Below are 17,845 nucleotides of genomic sequence, written 5' to 3' on the forward strand. Positions count from 1 at the left end.
TCGTTGATATTTATTCCTTCTTTATCTGTATCACAGTTTTAGTGAATTGGTATTACTGGGATGCGATCGCACTATGAGTAAGAAAATTTTTTATGCGACAGGCAGAAATTAACGATATATCGGCACATATCTCTCTAGTTGCTTCTGAAAAAGACTTGCTAGGACACGCCAGCTTCGCTAAGTATCCATTTGCAAAATGACCTTTCTGAAGGTTTTGTGATTGCAGTTTACGGCTCGTGGAACTCTGGCAAATCCACACTATCGAACTTTTTAGTTCATTTCTAAAACAGCAAAAAAGTAGATATGAGCTACATAAATCTAATTTGGTAGAGCGATGGCTAGTGAACCCAAAACACCTTAAAGAATTGGAAGAAACTATTGCCAAATTTGATGTAAAACACGATTTTCAGAATAAAGAATAGGAAGTAATTGATAGTGGCACAGCAAGAATCTACCAATTCTCTGAATCAACTATTTAAAAGTATTAATGCTTGGATAAACTTATCTAAGGCTAGCTTTGACTATCAGTTAGTGCTAGCTGATATTTGGGTTAAAGCATTTGCACAAGTAATTCAGGAGTTGATATCTGAGCCAATTAAAGGTGAGAAGTTATAACAAGTAAAGATCGCCTATTTCCTGAATTTCAAGGACAGGATCTCAAATCACGCGGGGCTGCTCGCCTTGAGCATCGTGCCCATTATGGCGCAACGGTTGAGGGTCTGCCATCTCAGGCGCAAGGATTGCGAGTGGAAGGAAGAGCGATTGCACTCATCACTATCGGTGGTAACGATCTACTAAGCGGCTTAATTCGCGATTCAGGTGTAGGAATGGCTTGAATATGCTTACAGGATGAGCATCTTGCCCGTCCGAAAAAATTACGGATGGGCAAGAAAGAGACCCAAAGTTAATTATTGGTGGGTTTTAATTTCCTGGAGTAACGCCTCATCAGAGTATTCTTTTTCCCAGTCGCCTTGTAACTTCAGCCGCACAGACTGTGCGCCGCCGCTAGGAGTGCAGACAACCCAGTAAGTATCTGGTTCTCCTTTAACTTGAGCTGCATCTTGAGCTTCCGAATTATCAGATAGTCCGGAAAATGCTTGCAGACAGCTCCATGTAATGCCATCGGTATCTTTAACTTCTCTTTCCATGTCTGTTTGATTTAACGTGAACTGGGTAAAACTTCTGGCTGATCGTCTAAACTTAAGAGAAATTGAATTAAATCTGTCTGTTCTTCAGTGGTAAAGCCAGCTTTTGTATCTACCCAATAAGCGTGTCCACTACCGTCTACATTTGATTTTTTCAAATCTGGATGAGCTTGGTTTGCTGCAACTGTCGCTTCCCGAAGATTGCGGTCAACTAACACACGTAAGCTTGCTTCTGGATTGGGTAAAATATTTTGCATTAATGTACCCGCCATACCAATCTGTTCAGGATTTGCTACTACAAAATGTCCGTCCTGTTCATCTTGCTTGAGTGCTGAGGCACTAGCAGCCACGCCACCATCATGTAAATAAGGTGCAGTTAGATATAACCCAATCAAGCTTGGTACTTTATAACCACCTGCGGGATTGTTAATAGCAAAAGCTAACTGTTGTGCTTTTAGCGGCGTAATATCTGTAGGAACTTCTAACACCGGAGGGTTAGGTGGTAAGGGAACAGAGATGCTATTGGGGTAGGTTTGAGGTGTAGTGAAGTTATTTGCAAATGCTGCTAGTGTGGGAGCACGTGATGGTTGAGTCCCAATCTCGTTTTGAGCAATCACATCATGATTAGTAAAGTAGCGTCCACTATGACACTCAATGCAGCCAGCGCGAGTAAATACAGCCGCACCTTTTTCTAAAGAAGTTACATCACTCACTTGAATGGGTGGTGGTGCTAGAGTATTCTGCCAAGCAGACATTCCATTGAGTTGTTCGCCAACAGGTAAACCAGGAGAAGATGCCATTAATCCATCCAACATAAACGGCGAACCTTTGGGATATCCAGGCATCCGAATCACTTCATTAATTGCAGGTTCTCCAGGTGTGGGGTCGATTTTATCGAAAAATTCTGATGGTTTTGCACCTTCAGGCAACCTAAAATCTGGGTTTGCGGCATTTTGCAGAATTACACCTAAATAAGTTTCTTTATCAATTCCCAATAAAGCTTGACTCCCATCAGCGCCATTTGTCCCATCTGAATTAGTGGCGTGGACGTTGCTATTTAAGGTAGTCAAACCATGAAACCAACCGATTGCTGAATGACCACTCCAACCATAAGGCCAAGCATCAAAAGTATAAGATGAAGGAATTTGTGAGGGATTATTTACTAGAGTGCCAGTAGAATCAAAGTTTCCTGGCGGCCAAGTTAGTAATTTGGCATCAACAGCATCCTCCAAAGCTTTGGCATCTGGTAAGCGCGACTCTGCACCATCAGCGTTGATATAACTATGTTCTCTCAATGGAAATTGGGTAGGATTAACATCTGTTTGGCGAAACATGGCTGCGGAATTAGTTGCAAATGCCAGAACTAAACCTGTATTCACGTCATTGTTTGGTGCGCCTTCGAGGATGCGTCCGGTTTTATCATCAACTGTAGCGTGACATAAAGCGCAGGTAATCCCAAATCTCAGCTTACCTTTAGTGAAGCTGGCACGCATACCCAGTGGTACAACCGAATTGGCGGGTACGTCTAAGCCTGTATTTAACAATGTGCCAGCTTTAAAAGTGCGTCCACCAATGGTCACATCTTCATTGATGGGAATTTGGAGGTTAGTTGTATGCTTACCACCAAGTTTTGCGATCGCCTGACCCACGGTGACCAGATTAATCGGGCCGTTCAATGCTCCCACAACATCAGTTTGAAAAATTTCATTACCAAAAGTGTCTGAGTAAAAAGCATCCCGTCCTAGCTTTAAAGTTTCCTCAGTCACAGCAAACGCCCCATTTTCTCTTGACAGTTGTTTGCGCCCTGCTTCTGTTTCTAGTAAGCGTGTTGCCTCTTCTTTGTTAATCGCGTATCCCAAAATATCATAATCACCAACTTCTTGAGGCGCCGCCTGTGTCACAGGTGTAAAAGTTTTATCTAGACTAGGAGTTTTACCTAAAACAATTTCTAGCCTGTAAGCGAAAAAACTCACAATAACCACTAAAAATAATAATATGCCAATAGTTCGCCATCTATTTTTTTGAGGTTCTATTTTAGGAATATTGACATCTTTACTGATACCTGGGTCAGTTTTCATAATTTCGATGTTACAGATGAAACACTTACCGAAGAAAGGCAGAGGGCAGAAGGAAGAAAATATAATTTTTGCTCTGTGCCAAAAGGGTTTAGAGCAAATAAATTTATTTATGAAAAAAGAAAAAATATATATTCCATCGAGTAGGCGCAAGAAATACTACGTCCCTATTGAATCTCGTAAATTTATTTATAAGGTTTCCCTTTTGCCTCCTGCCTCCTGCCTTCTCAACTTGATACAAGTCACATTTAAGCGGAGCATTAAATTAAAAACCTCATCCTTATAGCCGATTTCATCCTTAATCAGGGAATGATTTCGCTGAAAAAACATCTAATCTTAGTTCGATCGCCATTTATTACTACTTAATTCTGCACTCAGCTACCTGAGCTTGCCCTTAGCTGTCTAATATCACTTTTGCTATTGCTATTGTTCAGGGGATGATCTGAAATCCTAAATTTATATAATTAACGGCTGAAACTAGTGAATTATTATTATCGTTGAGATTTAATTATACTTATACCTTTATTAAGCTGATATGTAATCTACACATCAAGCCTGCTTAATATAAAAGGTTTGTATTCTGCTGTAAATTTGAAATAGCAAACTCAAGAATAAGAAGATAAATGTATTTTTAGGGCTTGTTTTTGCCTAGTATTTAGGTAAATTATCAATATACTTAAAGAATCAGAATTAATATTGGTTTTCACGATTTCAAGGATTAAAAATATTCTTTTGAGGTGATGAAAAATGACACCTGTTTCGGATATTCAACTTTCCGAGTTTATATGTCAAGGTTTTTAGTATTTAGCGTCTATGTTGCGATTACCATAGCGGCTTTATCGCTAGTTGGCTGCGTACGTGAGAAAACGAAAAAGATTGTCGGATTTTCGCAAACCGAGAACATCGGCCCGTGGCGCGTTGCGGAAACGAATAGTATCAAGGCTGAAGCCGCCAAGCGTCAGGAAACTTACGACTTCTTGATGACGGACGCGCAAGGGCAGACATCGAAGCAGTTTTCTGACATTGAGGATTTGATTGCACGACAAGTTGATGCCATATTCCTCGTACCACGGGAGTATGAAGGCCTCACACCAGCGTTGGAGGCTGCGAGAGCCGCAAAAATTCCGGTGTTTCTCATTGATCGTGAAGCTGCGGGAAAACCAGGCGAGGACTTCGTAAGTTTTCTGGGGTCGGATTTTATCGCCCAAGGCCGCCGTGTTGGCGAATGGCTCGCCAAGGCGACCGATGGTAAGGCAGCTATTGTGGAACTTACAGGAACGGCAGGTTCATCGGTTGCAATTGAGCGGGCTAAGGGGTTTCGTAATGCGATCGCCAATTATCCCAACATGAAGATTATCGCCTCGCAGACAGCAGATTTTTCCCGGGCTGCGGCCCAGCGTGTTATGGAAAACATCATTCAAGCTAAGGGTTCTGAGATTACCGCAGTGTATGCTCACAATGACGAAATGGCATTGGGTGCAATCCAAGCTATCAAGTCCGCAGGTATGAAGCCGGGTAAGGATGTCATCATCGGTTCAATTGACGGTCAGAAAACTGCGCTGGAAGCGATTATCCGGGGTGAGCTTGGTGTGAGCGTCGAGTCAAACCCGCGTTTTGGCCCGCTTGTTTTCGCTACGCTGGAGAAGTATGTTGCTGGTGAAAAAATTCCACCGCGAATCATTCTCAAGGACAGACTTTTTGACGCAACAAATGCCAAGGATTTTGTGAATGAAGCATATTAAGTAGAGCGATGCAATTTAAAGATAGCTGGTGTTCGCGTAGCGTCTCCGATAGGAGAGGGCAGTCATTAGTCATTTGTCATTTGTAAGGGTTTCAAGCGTATTTACGTAAAGTACATTGTTGGATGCAATTAGTGAAGTCTTACAGAATCTAGGTTTTAGAGTTTGAATCTCTGGCGAAATTTTCAACAATTGGTATAAAGCCGATGAATCAGGGTACTCGAACTGTCCTCCACATGACGGACATTAAGAAAAGTTTTTCCGGTGTGCCAGCGCTCTGGGGCGTTGATTTTGAACTAAAGGCTGGGGAAATCCATGCGCTGGTTGGTGAAAACGGTGCTGGCAAATCAACGCTAATCAAGATTATGACGGGAGCTTATCGGCGGGACTCAGGCGTTATAGACTATGAAAATAATTCTGTTGCATTCCAGAACCCGACCGAAGCTCAGGCAGTAGGCATTGTAGCCGTTTACCAAGAGATTCAGCTTGTGGGTTTCCGCACCGTTGCCGAAAATATTTTTCTCGGTAGAGAGCCGCATCGCTTTGGCATCGTTGACAGACAGTGCATGAACGCTCTTGCGACCGAGATTTTAGAGCGCTTGGGGTTAGATATCGATCCGCGATCGCTTGTGAGTTCGCTTAATATTGCGCATCGGCAGATGGTGGCGATCGCCCGTGCTATATCTTTTGGGGCGCGGGTGCTGATTCTCGATGAACCGACGAGTTCGCTAACGGAAACTGAGGTTGCTGTTCTATTTAACGTTATGCGTCGTCTGAAGTTGGAAGGAACAGCCATCGTCTACGTCAGCCACCGTTTTGAAGAACTTTATGCCGTGTGCGATCACGTGACGGTTTTGCGTGATGGACGCAACATCGTAACGCAGCCGCTAACCACCCTCAATCGTCTGGATCTCGTCTGTTATATGCTGGGTCGCCAGCCTGATGAGGTGAGCAAAGGAGTCACGGCGTTTGCAGAGCGATCGCAAAACGCCGCAGGTCAGCCAGTGCTACTCCAGGCGGAAGCCCTGAAATATCAAAACCGACTCGCTGGTGTCTCAATTGAAGTGCGACATGGTGAAATCGTTGGGCTGGCGGGTTTGCTCGGTTCTGGTCGCAGCGAAACGGCGCGTGCTGTATTTGGCGCTGAACCACTCGACGCTGGAACTGTAAAACTCGAAGGTAGCCTTCTAAAAGTGCATAGTCCCCATGATGCCATCAACGCAGGAATGGCTTTCCTTTCCGAAGACCGTAAGGCTGATGGTATCATTCCTGAACTTTCGGTGCGCGAAAACCTCACACTCGCTGCTCTACCATCCTTGACGCGATGGGGTATCGTTTCCAAAAAACGACAAGGCGAACTCGTCAACCGTTTTATGCAGCGTCTTGGTATCAAAGCTGCCAGCGCCGAGCAGAAGATTCACGAACTATCGGGGGGTAATCAGCAGAAGGTGCTTCTGGCGCGATGGCTGTGCAAGAATACGAAACTGCTTCTCCTCGATGAACCGACCCGCGGTATTGACGTTGGGGCAAAAAGCGAGATTCAGCGACTAATTGCTGAACTCGCAGAGCAAGGGCTGGGAGTGCTGATGATTTCCTCGGAAGTGGAAGAACTCGTTGAAGGCTCACAACGTGTCGTGGTTCTGCGTGATGGGCAGTCAGTTGCAGAACTCAGTGGCGAGCAGAAGAACATCAAAGCAATTCTGCACGCTATGGCGGAAGGTGCAGATGCCAAGGAAGAGCAAGACGCAAATGAATATTAAGAAGCTCGGTTTATCTTGGGGAACTCTGTGGAACCCAAACTTCGGCGCACCTGCGGCGCTCCTGATTCTTTATGTTGCGAACGCCTTGTTTACTCCGCGTTTCGCTACCTTTAGCAACACCTTAAATATGTTGCTTCAGGTGTCTACGACAATGATCGTTGCCGTTGGGATGACGTTTGTCATTGCTTCACGGGGTATTGACCTCACGGTTGGTTCCACTATGGCATTGGTTTCAATTATTGTGGCATTGCTGATTAAGTATGGCATGGCGATCGCTCTTATAGCTGCTTTAGGAAGTGCCCTGTTAATTGGTATTCTCAACAGCTATCTGATCGCCCGACTGAAACTTGAGCCTTTAATTACCACCTTGGCGGCTTTGATTGTGTGGCGAGGAATTGCTCAGGTAATCGGGGATGGCGAGATTGTTCCCTTTGCCCATCCCACCTTTGAAGCCTTGGGTAAGGGTTATATCGGCCCTATTCCCATTCAGGTTGCGATCGCCACAGTTGTAATTGCAGCCGCATTCTTCTGTATCCGCTCGACAATTTTTGGGCGTTATATCGTTGCAGTTGGTGGCAACGAACAGGCTGCACGGTTGGCGGGTATTCGTGCGGAGCGTGTGAAATCTATCGTCTATATCATTAGCGCTCTACTGGCTGGGTTAGCTGGACTGATCGAGACAGCAAGGCTGGCGATGGGCGATCCGAGCAAAATTGGTGTCAACGCCGAATTCGATGCGATCGCGGCTGTGGTTGTTGGTGGTACACCCTTCTCTGGTGGTCGTGCAAATGTGCTGGGAACTGTTGTCGGAGCCTTAATTATGCAGGTAATTTCTACCAGTTTCAATATGCTGTTAATTCCCTTCACCTGGTCATTAGTTTTGAAATCTGTAATTATTCTTTTTGCTGTTGTTCTACAGCGCCCAAGGGAGGTCTAACGGGATGGCTGCCACCAGGATTGCCCTTATCGGTACGCGCGTGGCGAGAGTACTTACCTCCCAGGGCGCGCTACTGTTGCTTTTTTGTTTAGCTCTGTTTGCATCCTTGCGTTATGAAACCTTTCTGACACCGCTTAACCTGATGAACATTATGCGGCAGAACAGTATGCTGGCGATCGTGGCGCTGGGCATGACGGTTGTGATTTTGAGTGGAGGAATCGATTTATCTGTAGGTGGGCTGGTGGCTTTAGGCGGTGTCGTTGCTGCCATGCTGGCGGGACAAGGAAGCATTATAGCAATCGTCGGCGGTATTGCCAGCACCACCTTACTCGGTGTCGTTAATGGTCTTCTCGTGTCCCGCGCCAGAATCCAGCCGTTTGTGGTGACGTTATTCACCGCAAGTGCGGCGCGGGGACTGGCATTGAGCATCACCGGGGAGAGGTCGATTGCAGTATCATCGACAGTATCAGGGCTGGTTTGGCTGGGTAGGGGGTTCATTGGCCCGGTTCCTGTCCCAGTGCTTTTAGTTGCGCTGTTATATTATGCAACTTGGTTTATGCTGCACAAAAGTTTATTAGGCTTGCACATATTCGCTGTTGGTGACAACGAAGAGTCCTCCCGACTCATGGGCGTGAGTCCAGATCGGGTAAAACTTGCAGTCTACACAATTAGCGGTCTGCTTTCTGGGCTGGCTGGTGTGATTCTCGCAGGTCGTTTAGGGGCGGGTCAACCTGTGGCCGCCTTTGGCTGGGAAACCGATGCGATCGCTGCGGCTGTCATGGGAGGAACGTTTCTTGGTGGGGGACAGGGAAACGTGTTTCCGACGCTTGCTGGTGTGCTTTTGCTCGGAATGATGTACAACTTGCTGAATCTTGAGGGAACTATTACCCCGTGGTGGCAGCTTGTCCTTCGGGGCGGTTTCCTGCTTCTGGTTGTCATCTTCCAGCAGCGCATCGCACAGAGGGCTTAAGGGATTTCTTCCCGGCTTAAAGCAACTGGCGTTGCGTGGTGAGGCAATGCGGTCTTGGGGGTTCGCCCCCAATCCCCAGAGGGGACCCCGAGTCCCCCATGAGCAATTGCCGAAAGGGTTTCCCGACTTGAGCAAACTTTTCAAGACAGATTTTGGAGCCACTGCGTTGCGCGGGTTCCCAAGGCACTCCGTTGGGCGGCTCCGCCGACTTGTAGACACCCGGAGGGTGGCTTCCCGCAGGGTAGGAAGTGCCGCCGCGTTGTAGCAAGTGGCGTGATTGTGAAACATCTATTGGATAAGCGTTTTAGATTTCCATCTGTCGCTATTATTTTTCAAATTGGTATAATTGATATTAGGCGTAATTTCTCAAATGGCTACAAGCGATCGCAGCTGCAAATGGAAATATTACTTAGCAAGTTGCTTGGCAATGGGTGGAGCGATCGCTTCATGTAATGCTGCACTAGCTCAGATTGTACCCGATCGCACTTTGGGATCTGAAAGTTCTGTAGTTACGCCTCAAACTCCCGATCCTTCCGTTGATGTGATTTCGGGTGGCGCGACGCGAGGCGCAAATTTATTTCATAGCTTTGAGCAATTTTCCGTCCAAACAGGACGTACAGCTTTCTTTAATAATGCGGCGGATATTCAGAACATCTTTAGCCGAGTTACAGGTTCATCTACCTCTAATATTGATGGATTGATTCGAGCCAACGGCGCAGCTAATCTGTTTTTCATCAATCCGAATGGAATTATTTTTGGGCAAAACGCCAGTTTAGATATTGGAGGTTCGTTTGTTGCCACTACTGCCAATGCCCTACAATTTGGAACCCAAGGTATTTTCAGTGCTGACAATTTAGAATCACCCTCGTCTTTGCTGACAATCAATCCTTCGGCTTTACTCTTCAACCAAATTGCTGCATCCATTCAAAATAACTCAACTTCTCCCGCCGGGCTAACTCCAGCAGGCGAAAATTCCTTTGGTCTGCGTGTTGTAGATGGTAACAGTTTGCTACTAGTAGGCAGGAATGTCAGCATGGATGGCGGTAAACTCAATGCTTATGGTGGTCGAGTCGAGTTAGGAGGATTGTCTGCCAGTGGAACTGTATCCCTAGAAGTGGATGGCGACAATTTAAGCTTGGACTTTCCTGAGAATGTTACGCCAGCAGATATATCTTTAACTAACGGTGCTGGTGTCAGCGTAGAAGCTGGTGATGCTGGTAGTATTACAGTCAATGCCCGAAATATAGAGATTACGGCAGGAAGTTTTCTCAGCGCTGGTATTGGCAAAGGTTTGGGATCTGTTAACTCTGTTGCCGGAGATATTACGCTCAATGCCACAAGAGAAATCAAAGTTGCAGGAGAAGGCAGCTTTGTCTTCAATAACGTGCAAGAACAAGCTCAAGGAAAGGGAGGGAATTTAATCGTCAATACCCCTCACTTCCTAATGGAGGATGGAACGCAAGTTGCTGTTAGTACATTAGGTGCGGGTAGAGGTGGGAATTTAACGATTAATGCTGAAAATTCTGTGCAAGTGATTAGTAGCGATTTATTCACTACAGTTGAGTCAGGAAGTGGGAATGCAGGAAATTTGACAATTAATACTCAGCATTTACGCGTCTTAGAAAGTGGAGCAGAAATTACTACTGCAACTTTTGGTGAGGGGAAGGCAGGGAACTTGACAGTAAACGCTACAGATTTTGTAGAAATTTCAGGTAACACTGGTTTGTTTAGTAGTGCAGCACGTGGCTCAACAGGGGATGCAGGCGACCTAACGATTAATACTCCTGAGTTATTAATCCAGAAAGGGGCACGGATTAGCGCTTCCACACTTGGGCCGGGCAAGGCGGGTGATGTAACTATCAACACAGACAGAGTAATTATTCAAGATAGAGCAACGGTTACTACTGGTACACTGCTTACAGGTCAGGGCGGGAATTTGACTATTAGCACTGGTCAGTTGCTCATTCAAGGTGGGGCACAGGTCATTACCAGTACATTCGGTGCAGGTAAAGGGGGAAATTTAACCGTTAATGCTTTTGATGTGCAGCTGATTGGCAGAAGCACAGATGGTCAGTTTGCCAGTGGCTTGTATGCTACTGCACAGCCCAACTCAACAGGGAACGCGGGAGATTTAACTATTAAAACTAATACCTTACTAGTGCGAGATGGAGCTAGAGTATCTGTACAGAGTTCCGGCACAGGAACCGCAGGTAATATGACAGTAAATGCACGTTCTATCCGTTTAGACAAAAATGCCTTACTAACTGCTAATACACGCAGCGTCAAAATGGAACCCGACTCTGAGCAGGCGACAATTAACATTAACTCACCACTTGTAATAGTGAGTCGCAATAGCAATATCAGAACTAATGCTACTGGAGAAAATGTTATCGGCGGCAATATCAATATTGACACTAATTTCCTGGTTGCTTTTGAAAATAGCGATATCAGCGCTAATTCTGCTAACTTCCGTGGCGGGAATGTGAGAATTAATGCCCAAGGAATTTTTGGAACTCAATTCCGCGATATGCTATCCGATCGCACAAGTGACATCACCGCTACAGGGGTAAGTCCGGAGTTTAGTGGCAATGTAGAACTTAATACACCCGATGTTGACCCAAGCAAAGGATTAGTGGAACTGCCGATCAATATAGTTGACGCTCAAGAGCAGATTGCTCAAGGCTGTACTCCCAGAGGCGAACAAATTAGTAGTTTTGTGGTGACAGGACGGGGCGGGTTATCAGAAAGTCCCAACGAGATGCTAAACGATGATGCCATTGAGGTAAATTTAGTTACTCTCGACCCGAAGGCAAATCACTCTAGTGCAACTGTTTCCGCGATCGCACCTGCTCCTATTGTAGAAGCGCAAGGATTGGTCATGAGTAAGAATGGTCAAGTGCTGCTCACTGCTACACCCAATCATTCGGGGTTAACTTCAGAATCATGCCATGTGTGGCATAAGTAGTTGCATGGTTGGTATAAAGCGATGTCTACGACAAGCCGCTTCTCTACGAGACGCTACGCGAACGCGTCTACGCATTGAGGACAAGAACATGAAAAGAAAACGTTCGTGTTTCCGTAGAGTCCGCCGTTTACACGTAGAAGCGCATCGTTATGTAATACTGATACTTTTAGCTACGTTTTTAACCATAAGCTTATTACCGCCCAGCTTCGCCTTCATGACTGCGGAAAACTCTGCCCAAGAGTTATTGCAACAGGGCAGAAACTTATATGAAGCAGAACAGTTCGAGCGAGCATCTTTAGTTTTTGAACAAGCATTAATTGCTTTGAAAACTCAAGGAGATAAACTCAAGCAAGCCATAATCTTGAGCAATCTTTCCTTGACTTACCAGCAATTAGGACAGTGGACAAAAGCGAGTCAAGCGATCGCCCAAAGCCTAAACTTATTACAGACTGGAGAAAATTCCCAAACGCAAATCTTAGCCCAAGCTTTAGATATTCAAGGTCGGCTAGAGTTAGCACAGGGAAAAGCTGAATCAGCTTTCAATACCTGGCAACAGGCAGCTGCAATTTATGCAAAAATAGGCGATCGCACTGGGTCAATTCGCAGTCAAATTAACGCTGCTCAAGCTCTACAAAGTTTGGGAAATTATCGTCAAGCCCAGAAAACATTAACTGAAATTAATCAAACTCTGCAAAACCAACCAGACTCAACGCTCAAAGCTACAGGATTGCGTAGTCTGGGTAATGTACTGCGAGTCGTGGGGGATTTAGAACAATCACGAAAGATTTTACACCAGAGTTTAGAAGTAGCAACGCGAATGCAATTGCAATCTTCTCAAGCTATCAGTGAAACTTGGCTGAGTTTAGGTAACACCGCCACAGCCCAGCAGGATATCCCCGCAGCGATCAATTATTATCAACAAGCGGCTGCTAGGTCTACTTCGCCAACTACACGCATCCAAGCCGATTTAAATCAACTGCACCTGTTATTGGATGACAATCAACTCAATGCTGCTCAAGCATTGGTGTCTAAAATCCAAGCTCAAATTCCTAATTTACCTGTCAGTCGCAAGGCGGTTTACGCTCGGATTAACTTTGCTCAGAGTTTAATGAAACTCAAAACAGGGCAAGAAGTCACAGAGATAGCCCAGCTTTTAGCGACAGCAGTTCAACAAGCAAGAGATTTACAAGACCAACGCTCAATTGCTTATGCTTTAGGAAATCTCGCAGCATTATATGAACAGACGCAACAATTTGATAGCGCCCAAGAACTTACCCAGCAAGCCTTAGCGATTTCTCAAGCCATCAATGTGCCTGATATTACCTATCGTTGGCAATGGCAGTTAGGACGCTTGCTCAAAGCTAAGGGAGATTTTAAAGGTGCAATTGCCGCTTATAGCGAATCAGTTAAAATCCTGCAATCTCTCCGCAACGATTTAGTTGCAGTTAATCCAGAGGTACAGTTTTCTTTTCGAGATGAAGTAGAGCCTATCTATCGTCAGTTAGTCAATTTGCTGTTACGATCGCCTGGCGACTCCCAACCGAGTCAAGATAACTTAGTTCAAGCCCGTGCTGTGATTGAATCCCTACAACTAGCGGAACTCGACAACTTCTTTCGCGTAGCTTGCTTAGAGGGAAGACCCATACAAATTGACTCTGTTATCGATCGCCAAGATCCAACTGCGGCAGTTATCTATCCCATTATCTTGGACGATAAACTAGAAGTTATTCTCAAGTTACCTCAACAACCGCTACGCCATTACAAAACCAACATCGCTGCGAGTGAAGTAGAAAAAATTCTAGAGCAATTGCGCCAACAACTGATCAAACCTTATACACTGCAAGAAACTCAGGCATTATCTAGGCAAGTATATAATTGGCTACTGCAACCTGCGGAAGAATACTTAGCTAAATCTCAAATCAAAACTTTGGTATTTGTTCTGGATGGTTCCTTGCGCAACATTCCGATGGCTGCGCTTTACGACGGTCAAAAGTATCTGATCGAGAAATATGCGATCGCTTTAACTCCAGGGTTACAGTTATTAACTCCCAAAGCTTTATCACAACAACAAATCAAAGCTTTGACTGCTGGAATTACCGAAGCCCGCCAAGGTTTTTCTGCCCTCAGCAATGTGGCGCAGGAGTTAAATCAAATTAAGTCTGAAGTGCCTACTAAAGTTCTGCTCAATCAAAAATTTACCAGCCAAACTTTTCAGCAAGAAATCAATTCTGTTCCGTTCCCTGTAGTACATTTGGCAACTCACGGTCAATTTAGTTCCAACGCTAACGATACTTTTATTCTCACCTGGGATGGTCGAATTAACGTCAATCAACTCGATACTTTACTGCGGATTAGAGAGACAGAAAGACCAAATGCCATTGAATTACTCGTTCTTAGCGCCTGTCAAACTGCTGCTGGAGATAAACGCGCTGCTTTGGGGCTGGCGGGGATAGCTGTACGTGCGGGCGCACGCAGTACCCTTGCTTCTTTATGGAATGTGGACGATAAATCTACAGCAGAATTGATGAGTCAGTTCTACCGAGAATTAACTTCTACAAAGCTGACTAAAGCTGAAGCACTCCGCCAAGCCCAGCTTGCTTTGTTAAACAACCCTAAGTACCAACATCCCTTATTTTGGGCAGCTTACGTCCTAGTGGGGAATTGGTTATAGCTATCGGCAGCAATCTACTATCGGTTCTGAAGCAATGTCATTTAGACCAACAGATTGCAAGATGTTAGCCCAATCATTACGTTTCGGGTCGAGGCGATGCAGTTCGGCTGAAGCAGTCACTAAATCGTACCAAATACCATGATTACCATAAAGAGTAACGCGCTGCTTTAATGTTGCTTTTTCTAACTGACTTTTCAAAGCAGTGTTGGGTTCGATTCTTGCGATCCAACCATCAACAAAAACAGGTGGTTGTTGTGGATTGCAGTAAATATTAAAGTACCAATGATAGCGATCGCCAATTTTTAACGCAGCAGCTGTTGATGGTAGAGAGAGGCTGACAATCCCTGGTGTCCCAGACAAGGAAACAGGACTTTGGTATACAGTTTGCCCCACTTGATTCTGTAGTACGAACTCTGCGGTAGCTGTGGTTTGATAAGGAACGTAAAACCAGAAAGTTGGATGAGATATAGTTGTTAATCCAAAGATTAGTTCTGCATTGGGAGATTGATAAATAGGAACTAAGGCTGTCAGCAGCTTTTCTTGGGATTTAACTATACTCTCGCAGCCGCGCTTTCCTCCGGATGTGCGATTACCAGGTGCGTTAATATCAGGTGGCGGCGGCGGTGCGTTAAAAATCTCCGTTCCGGGAATCTGAGATTTTGCCATCTGTGTGGAGGAAAGCAATATGAAAGCAAACGCGCAGGCAAGTTTGATAGTAATATCATGTCCGGTTAAACACTTGTCATTGCGTTCGCCCTTGGCGTTCCCGAAGGGTACGAAGTGAAGCAATCGCAGAGTCCTTGTGATTGCTACTCTGCGAGAACGCCTTCGGCGAACGCTCCACTGCGTTGCGCTCGCAATGACATATCGTAAGCAATTTGGCGGACATGATATAATTCGTGATTTGTAATTCATAATTAGTAAATTAATAAAGTCGTATTTAATAACTCGTAGGGGCACGGCATCCAAAATCTTTTGGTATATTAAATTATCTTGTTGGTGTTCTCTACAAATAATTTATCTTCAATTTTTGACATCCTTATATTGGTAATTGTTCAATTTTATAGTTATTAGATCAATATAACCAGCGAACTCATGAAGGCTATTGTTCTCATCAAATACATGAAACTTATTGTCGGAATCTACACTTTCTTAATTACGAATTACGAATCACTACTACACTAGTGCCTGTAACTAGTAACGTTATTACGGCAGGAATTAGCGGTATCCAAATGCCTTTCAGGAGGATAATAAAACTTATTGCACATATAACAACAATTACAGTAATTCCTACTAATACTAATAGCAAGAAATTACGAATGCGCCATGCTATTATCCCGCCAAAAATAGACCAGAAAAATATCCACAAAACCTCGCCCCAAACAGGCCAAACCCACAAGAGAGTTCGCCCATCTAAAACTGCACTGAGAATTTGACTTACCATTTGAGCATGAATAATAACTCCTGGTATTTCTTGCTTTCGATCGTTAGTGTAAGGCGTGGGAAAATAATCGCCAGCACTTTGGTTAGTAATGCCGATGAGTACGATACGATTCTTTACTTTATTGGGAGCGATCGCACCTCTAAGCACATCCTTTAACGTAACTTGCTCTATAGCCTTTAAAGGTGAGCTAAAAGAACGGTAATTCAACAATACTTGATAGCCCCGATCATCTAATTGTTGATAACCACCCATGTGCGATTCTCCAAAGGAGACACTTCGTGAACGCAATCGCTTAAATACAACTTTGCCAATTTGTAACTCGTTGTTTTTGGTGTAATTGGCAGAGATACCCTGTTTTTCTAAGTAACGAAATGTTAATTGAGCACTGAAGGCGTAGGGTGTAGTACAAGGGGATGATTCGCCTGGTTTCATCGCAATCAGATGGCGGCGGAGAATACCATCGCTATCTTTGATAAAATCGCTAAAACCTTGACGTGCTGTAGGGATTTCTGGAGGAGGAGAAACACCTGGTTCATTAATTTGAGGTTCGCTAACTTTGCAAATAGCAATGAAGTTGTCATTACGCCGCATCCAAGCAGCTAGAGGTGCTTCCTTGGGATCTACAGCGAAATCGCGGTAAATATCTAAACCAATGGCTCGTGGTTGAAATTTTTCGAGTTTCTGTACAAGTAAAGCGAGTGCGCGATCTGATAGCGAGCCTTTTCTATCTTGCTGTTCTGGTAGCTTAAAATCATCTTCTGCGATCGCAACTACTAAAAGCCTAGGATCTGGTTGTTCGCTAGGACGCAACCGCAGCATTTGGTCGAAAGCTTTTAACTCCGCAGCTTGTAATAATCCCAGATGTCGCACGCCCATGACTAAGGCTGTGACAACCACAGCTAAAATTAGCACAGTTTGAAAACGGCGCTTCCTGGGTACAGGTGATATCTCGACTGATTGTAAGTCCGATAACGCTTTATCCAGCCAATTTTGATTAAAAACAGCGGCATAAATGCGGTTATAAACTTTTAAGTAACTCTGTTGCTTAACTACTAATCCTGATAGCCGCAATTCCATTTGCTCAGGACTATTATTTGCTGTTATTTGACCTATTTGTAAAATTTGCTGATAAAGCTTTAGTAACTTCTTGATGCGCTGTTCGTTTCTCAAAACGCCATTTGCATCAACGCATCGACAAAAAAGGCGATCGCGAATTGTTCTCAGATGCTCCGGTTCATCTTGAGATTCCCAATTTTCAATTACTTGAGAACGTACCACTTTCTCAACATATTCTGCTTCATCATCTCGTGGAATGATAGAAGAAGATGCAATCGCTAACTGGCAAAGCTTCTGAGTCAAAAAAGGTTGACCGCCACTCCAAGCTAATATTTCTCGTAAAACTATCTGAGGGTTAACAAATTTACCCGCTAATCCCTCAGCTAATGGTTGAGCTTCATCGCATTGAAAACCGTTGAGTTCAATTGCTCGACCAATGTTAAAAGGCGTCCGGTGTTTATCTTGAATTAAATCATAGGGAGTTGTTACCCCTAGCAATGCAAAAGTCAAGCGCTGGTAATCTGAATTATCAGCGCGTTTGTTATAGCAAGCCCGAATTAAAGCTAAAAAATCATCCTTGAAGTTTAATTTGAGAATGCTATCTATTTCGTCTACAAAAATCACAATATTTTCAGAAACTTCTACCAGCAGCACTGACTCGATAAACTCACTCAAGCATTCTAGCGGTGAAAGTCCAGTGCGATCGCTCCACCAATTTAATATTTTAAATTTAGGAATGAAGCTACGCGCCAGCCTCCGCAGCACTCCTAAATACCACTCAGATGAAGTGATATCCTGACTCCCAATCGCCGTAATATCAATTACACCACAGGCAATACCTTCAGCTTGCAGTTTATGCATTGTTTGCACTCGCAGACTAGACTTACCCATCTGTCGCGAATTAAAAACATAACAAAATTCCCCAGCCTTGAGCGCCTCATAAAAATCGCGATCGGCTTGGCGCTGTACATAGCTAGGAGCATCAATTTGTAGACTTCCCCCAACTTGATATTTGTACATTCAATAGTCATTGGTCATTTGTCATTTCTCCCCACACTCCCCACCCTCTCGCACCCTCCTATC

Annotated in this window: 12 protein-coding genes; 8 read left to right on the forward strand and 4 right to left on the reverse strand. The window is 44.5% G+C overall.

The window, feature by feature from the left end; translation table 11 throughout:
* Positions 1-216 precede the first annotated feature (216 nt).
* Together BV375_RS37905 and BV375_RS00950 are read left to right on the forward strand one after the other, a co-directional pair.
* Positions 217-285, forward strand: coding sequence for a KAP family NTPase (locus BV375_RS37905; protein ID WP_243713801.1), 69 nt, complete (start codon positions 217-219; stop codon positions 283-285).
* A 150-nt stretch (positions 286-435) separates the two neighbouring features.
* Complete coding sequence (locus tag BV375_RS00950; protein WP_086756319.1) at positions 436-615, forward strand: hypothetical protein; 180 nt, start codon at positions 436-438, stop codon at positions 613-615.
* 293 nt (positions 616-908) lie between these two features.
* Here the strand turns inward: BV375_RS00950 and BV375_RS00955 are convergent, their stop codons facing one another.
* Positions 909-1,148, reverse strand: coding sequence for a hypothetical protein (locus tag BV375_RS00955; RefSeq protein WP_086756321.1), 240 nt, complete (start codon positions 1,146-1,148; stop codon positions 909-911).
* An 11-nt stretch (positions 1,149-1,159) separates the two neighbouring features.
* Entirely contained in the window at positions 1,160-3,223 is a 2,064-nt protein-coding gene (locus BV375_RS00960; RefSeq protein WP_243713799.1) for a hypothetical protein, read from the reverse strand.
* A 737-nt stretch (positions 3,224-3,960) separates the two neighbouring features.
* Here BV375_RS00960 and BV375_RS00970 point away from each other — a divergent pair.
* From BV375_RS00970 to BV375_RS00995, 6 genes are all read left to right on the forward strand, one after another.
* Positions 3,961-4,962 carry an ABC transporter substrate-binding protein gene (locus BV375_RS00970; RefSeq protein WP_086756324.1) on the forward strand — a complete coding sequence of 334 codons (1,002 nt, stop codon included), beginning with the start codon at positions 3,961-3,963 and terminating at the stop codon, positions 4,960-4,962.
* A 233-nt stretch (positions 4,963-5,195) separates the two neighbouring features.
* Positions 5,196-6,719, forward strand: coding sequence for a sugar ABC transporter ATP-binding protein (locus tag BV375_RS00975; protein ID WP_243713800.1), 1,524 nt, complete (start codon positions 5,196-5,198; stop codon positions 6,717-6,719).
* A complete protein-coding gene (locus tag BV375_RS00980; protein ID WP_166507341.1) occupies positions 6,709-7,656 on the forward strand; it encodes an ABC transporter permease in 948 nt (315 codons plus the stop codon). Before BV375_RS00975 ends, BV375_RS00980 begins: the two co-directional genes overlap by 11 nt.
* Before the next feature lie 190 nt (positions 7,657-7,846).
* Positions 7,847-8,626, forward strand: a complete 780-nt coding sequence (locus tag BV375_RS00985; protein WP_243713802.1) for an ABC transporter permease — start codon at positions 7,847-7,849, stop codon at positions 8,624-8,626.
* A gap of 370 nt (positions 8,627-8,996) precedes the next feature.
* Entirely contained in the window at positions 8,997-11,591 is a 2,595-nt protein-coding gene (locus BV375_RS00990) for an S-layer family protein (RefSeq protein WP_086756333.1), read from the forward strand.
* A gap of 88 nt (positions 11,592-11,679) precedes the next feature.
* Entirely contained in the window at positions 11,680-14,262 is a 2,583-nt protein-coding gene (locus BV375_RS00995; protein ID WP_086756334.1) for a CHAT domain-containing protein, read from the forward strand.
* Here BV375_RS00995 and BV375_RS01000 read toward each other — a convergent pair whose 3' ends face one another.
* On the reverse strand, positions 14,263-14,928 hold the full coding sequence (locus BV375_RS01000) for a DUF928 domain-containing protein (protein ID WP_208099026.1): 666 nt from the start codon (positions 14,926-14,928) through the stop codon (positions 14,263-14,265).
* A gap of 490 nt (positions 14,929-15,418) precedes the next feature.
* Entirely contained in the window at positions 15,419-17,782 is a 2,364-nt protein-coding gene (locus BV375_RS01005) for a CHASE2 domain-containing protein (RefSeq protein ID WP_086756338.1), read from the reverse strand.
* Positions 17,783-17,845: the final 63 nt, after the last annotated feature.

Source organism: Nostoc sp. 106C, assembly GCF_002154725.1.
Classification (GTDB): Bacteria; Cyanobacteriota; Cyanobacteriia; order Cyanobacteriales; family Nostocaceae; genus Aulosira.

Coding starts and splice junctions, on each gene's coding strand:
- BV375_RS00975 (WP_243713800.1), top strand. CDS start 5,196: ATGACGGACATTAAGAAAAGTTTTTCCGGTGTGCCAGCGCTCTGGGGC.
- BV375_RS00995 (WP_086756334.1), top strand. CDS start 11,680: ATGAAAAGAAAACGTTCGTGTTTCCGTAGAGTCCGCCGTTTACACGTA.
- BV375_RS00960 (WP_243713799.1), bottom strand. CDS start 3,223: ATGAAAACTGACCCAGGTATCAGTAAAGATGTCAATATTCCTAAAATA.
- BV375_RS00980 (WP_166507341.1), top strand. CDS start 6,709: ATGAATATTAAGAAGCTCGGTTTATCTTGGGGAACTCTGTGGAACCCA.
- BV375_RS00990 (WP_086756333.1), top strand. CDS start 8,997: ATGGCTACAAGCGATCGCAGCTGCAAATGGAAATATTACTTAGCAAGT.
- BV375_RS01005 (WP_086756338.1), bottom strand. CDS start 17,782: ATGTACAAATATCAAGTTGGGGGAAGTCTACAAATTGATGCTCCTAGC.
- BV375_RS00955 (WP_086756321.1), bottom strand. CDS start 1,148: ATGGAAAGAGAAGTTAAAGATACCGATGGCATTACATGGAGCTGTCTG.
- BV375_RS01000 (WP_208099026.1), bottom strand. CDS start 14,928: ATGGCAAAATCTCAGATTCCCGGAACGGAGATTTTTAACGCACCGCCG.
- BV375_RS00970 (WP_086756324.1), top strand. CDS start 3,961: ATGAAAAATGACACCTGTTTCGGATATTCAACTTTCCGAGTTTATATG.
- BV375_RS00985 (WP_243713802.1), top strand. CDS start 7,847: ATGACGGTTGTGATTTTGAGTGGAGGAATCGATTTATCTGTAGGTGGG.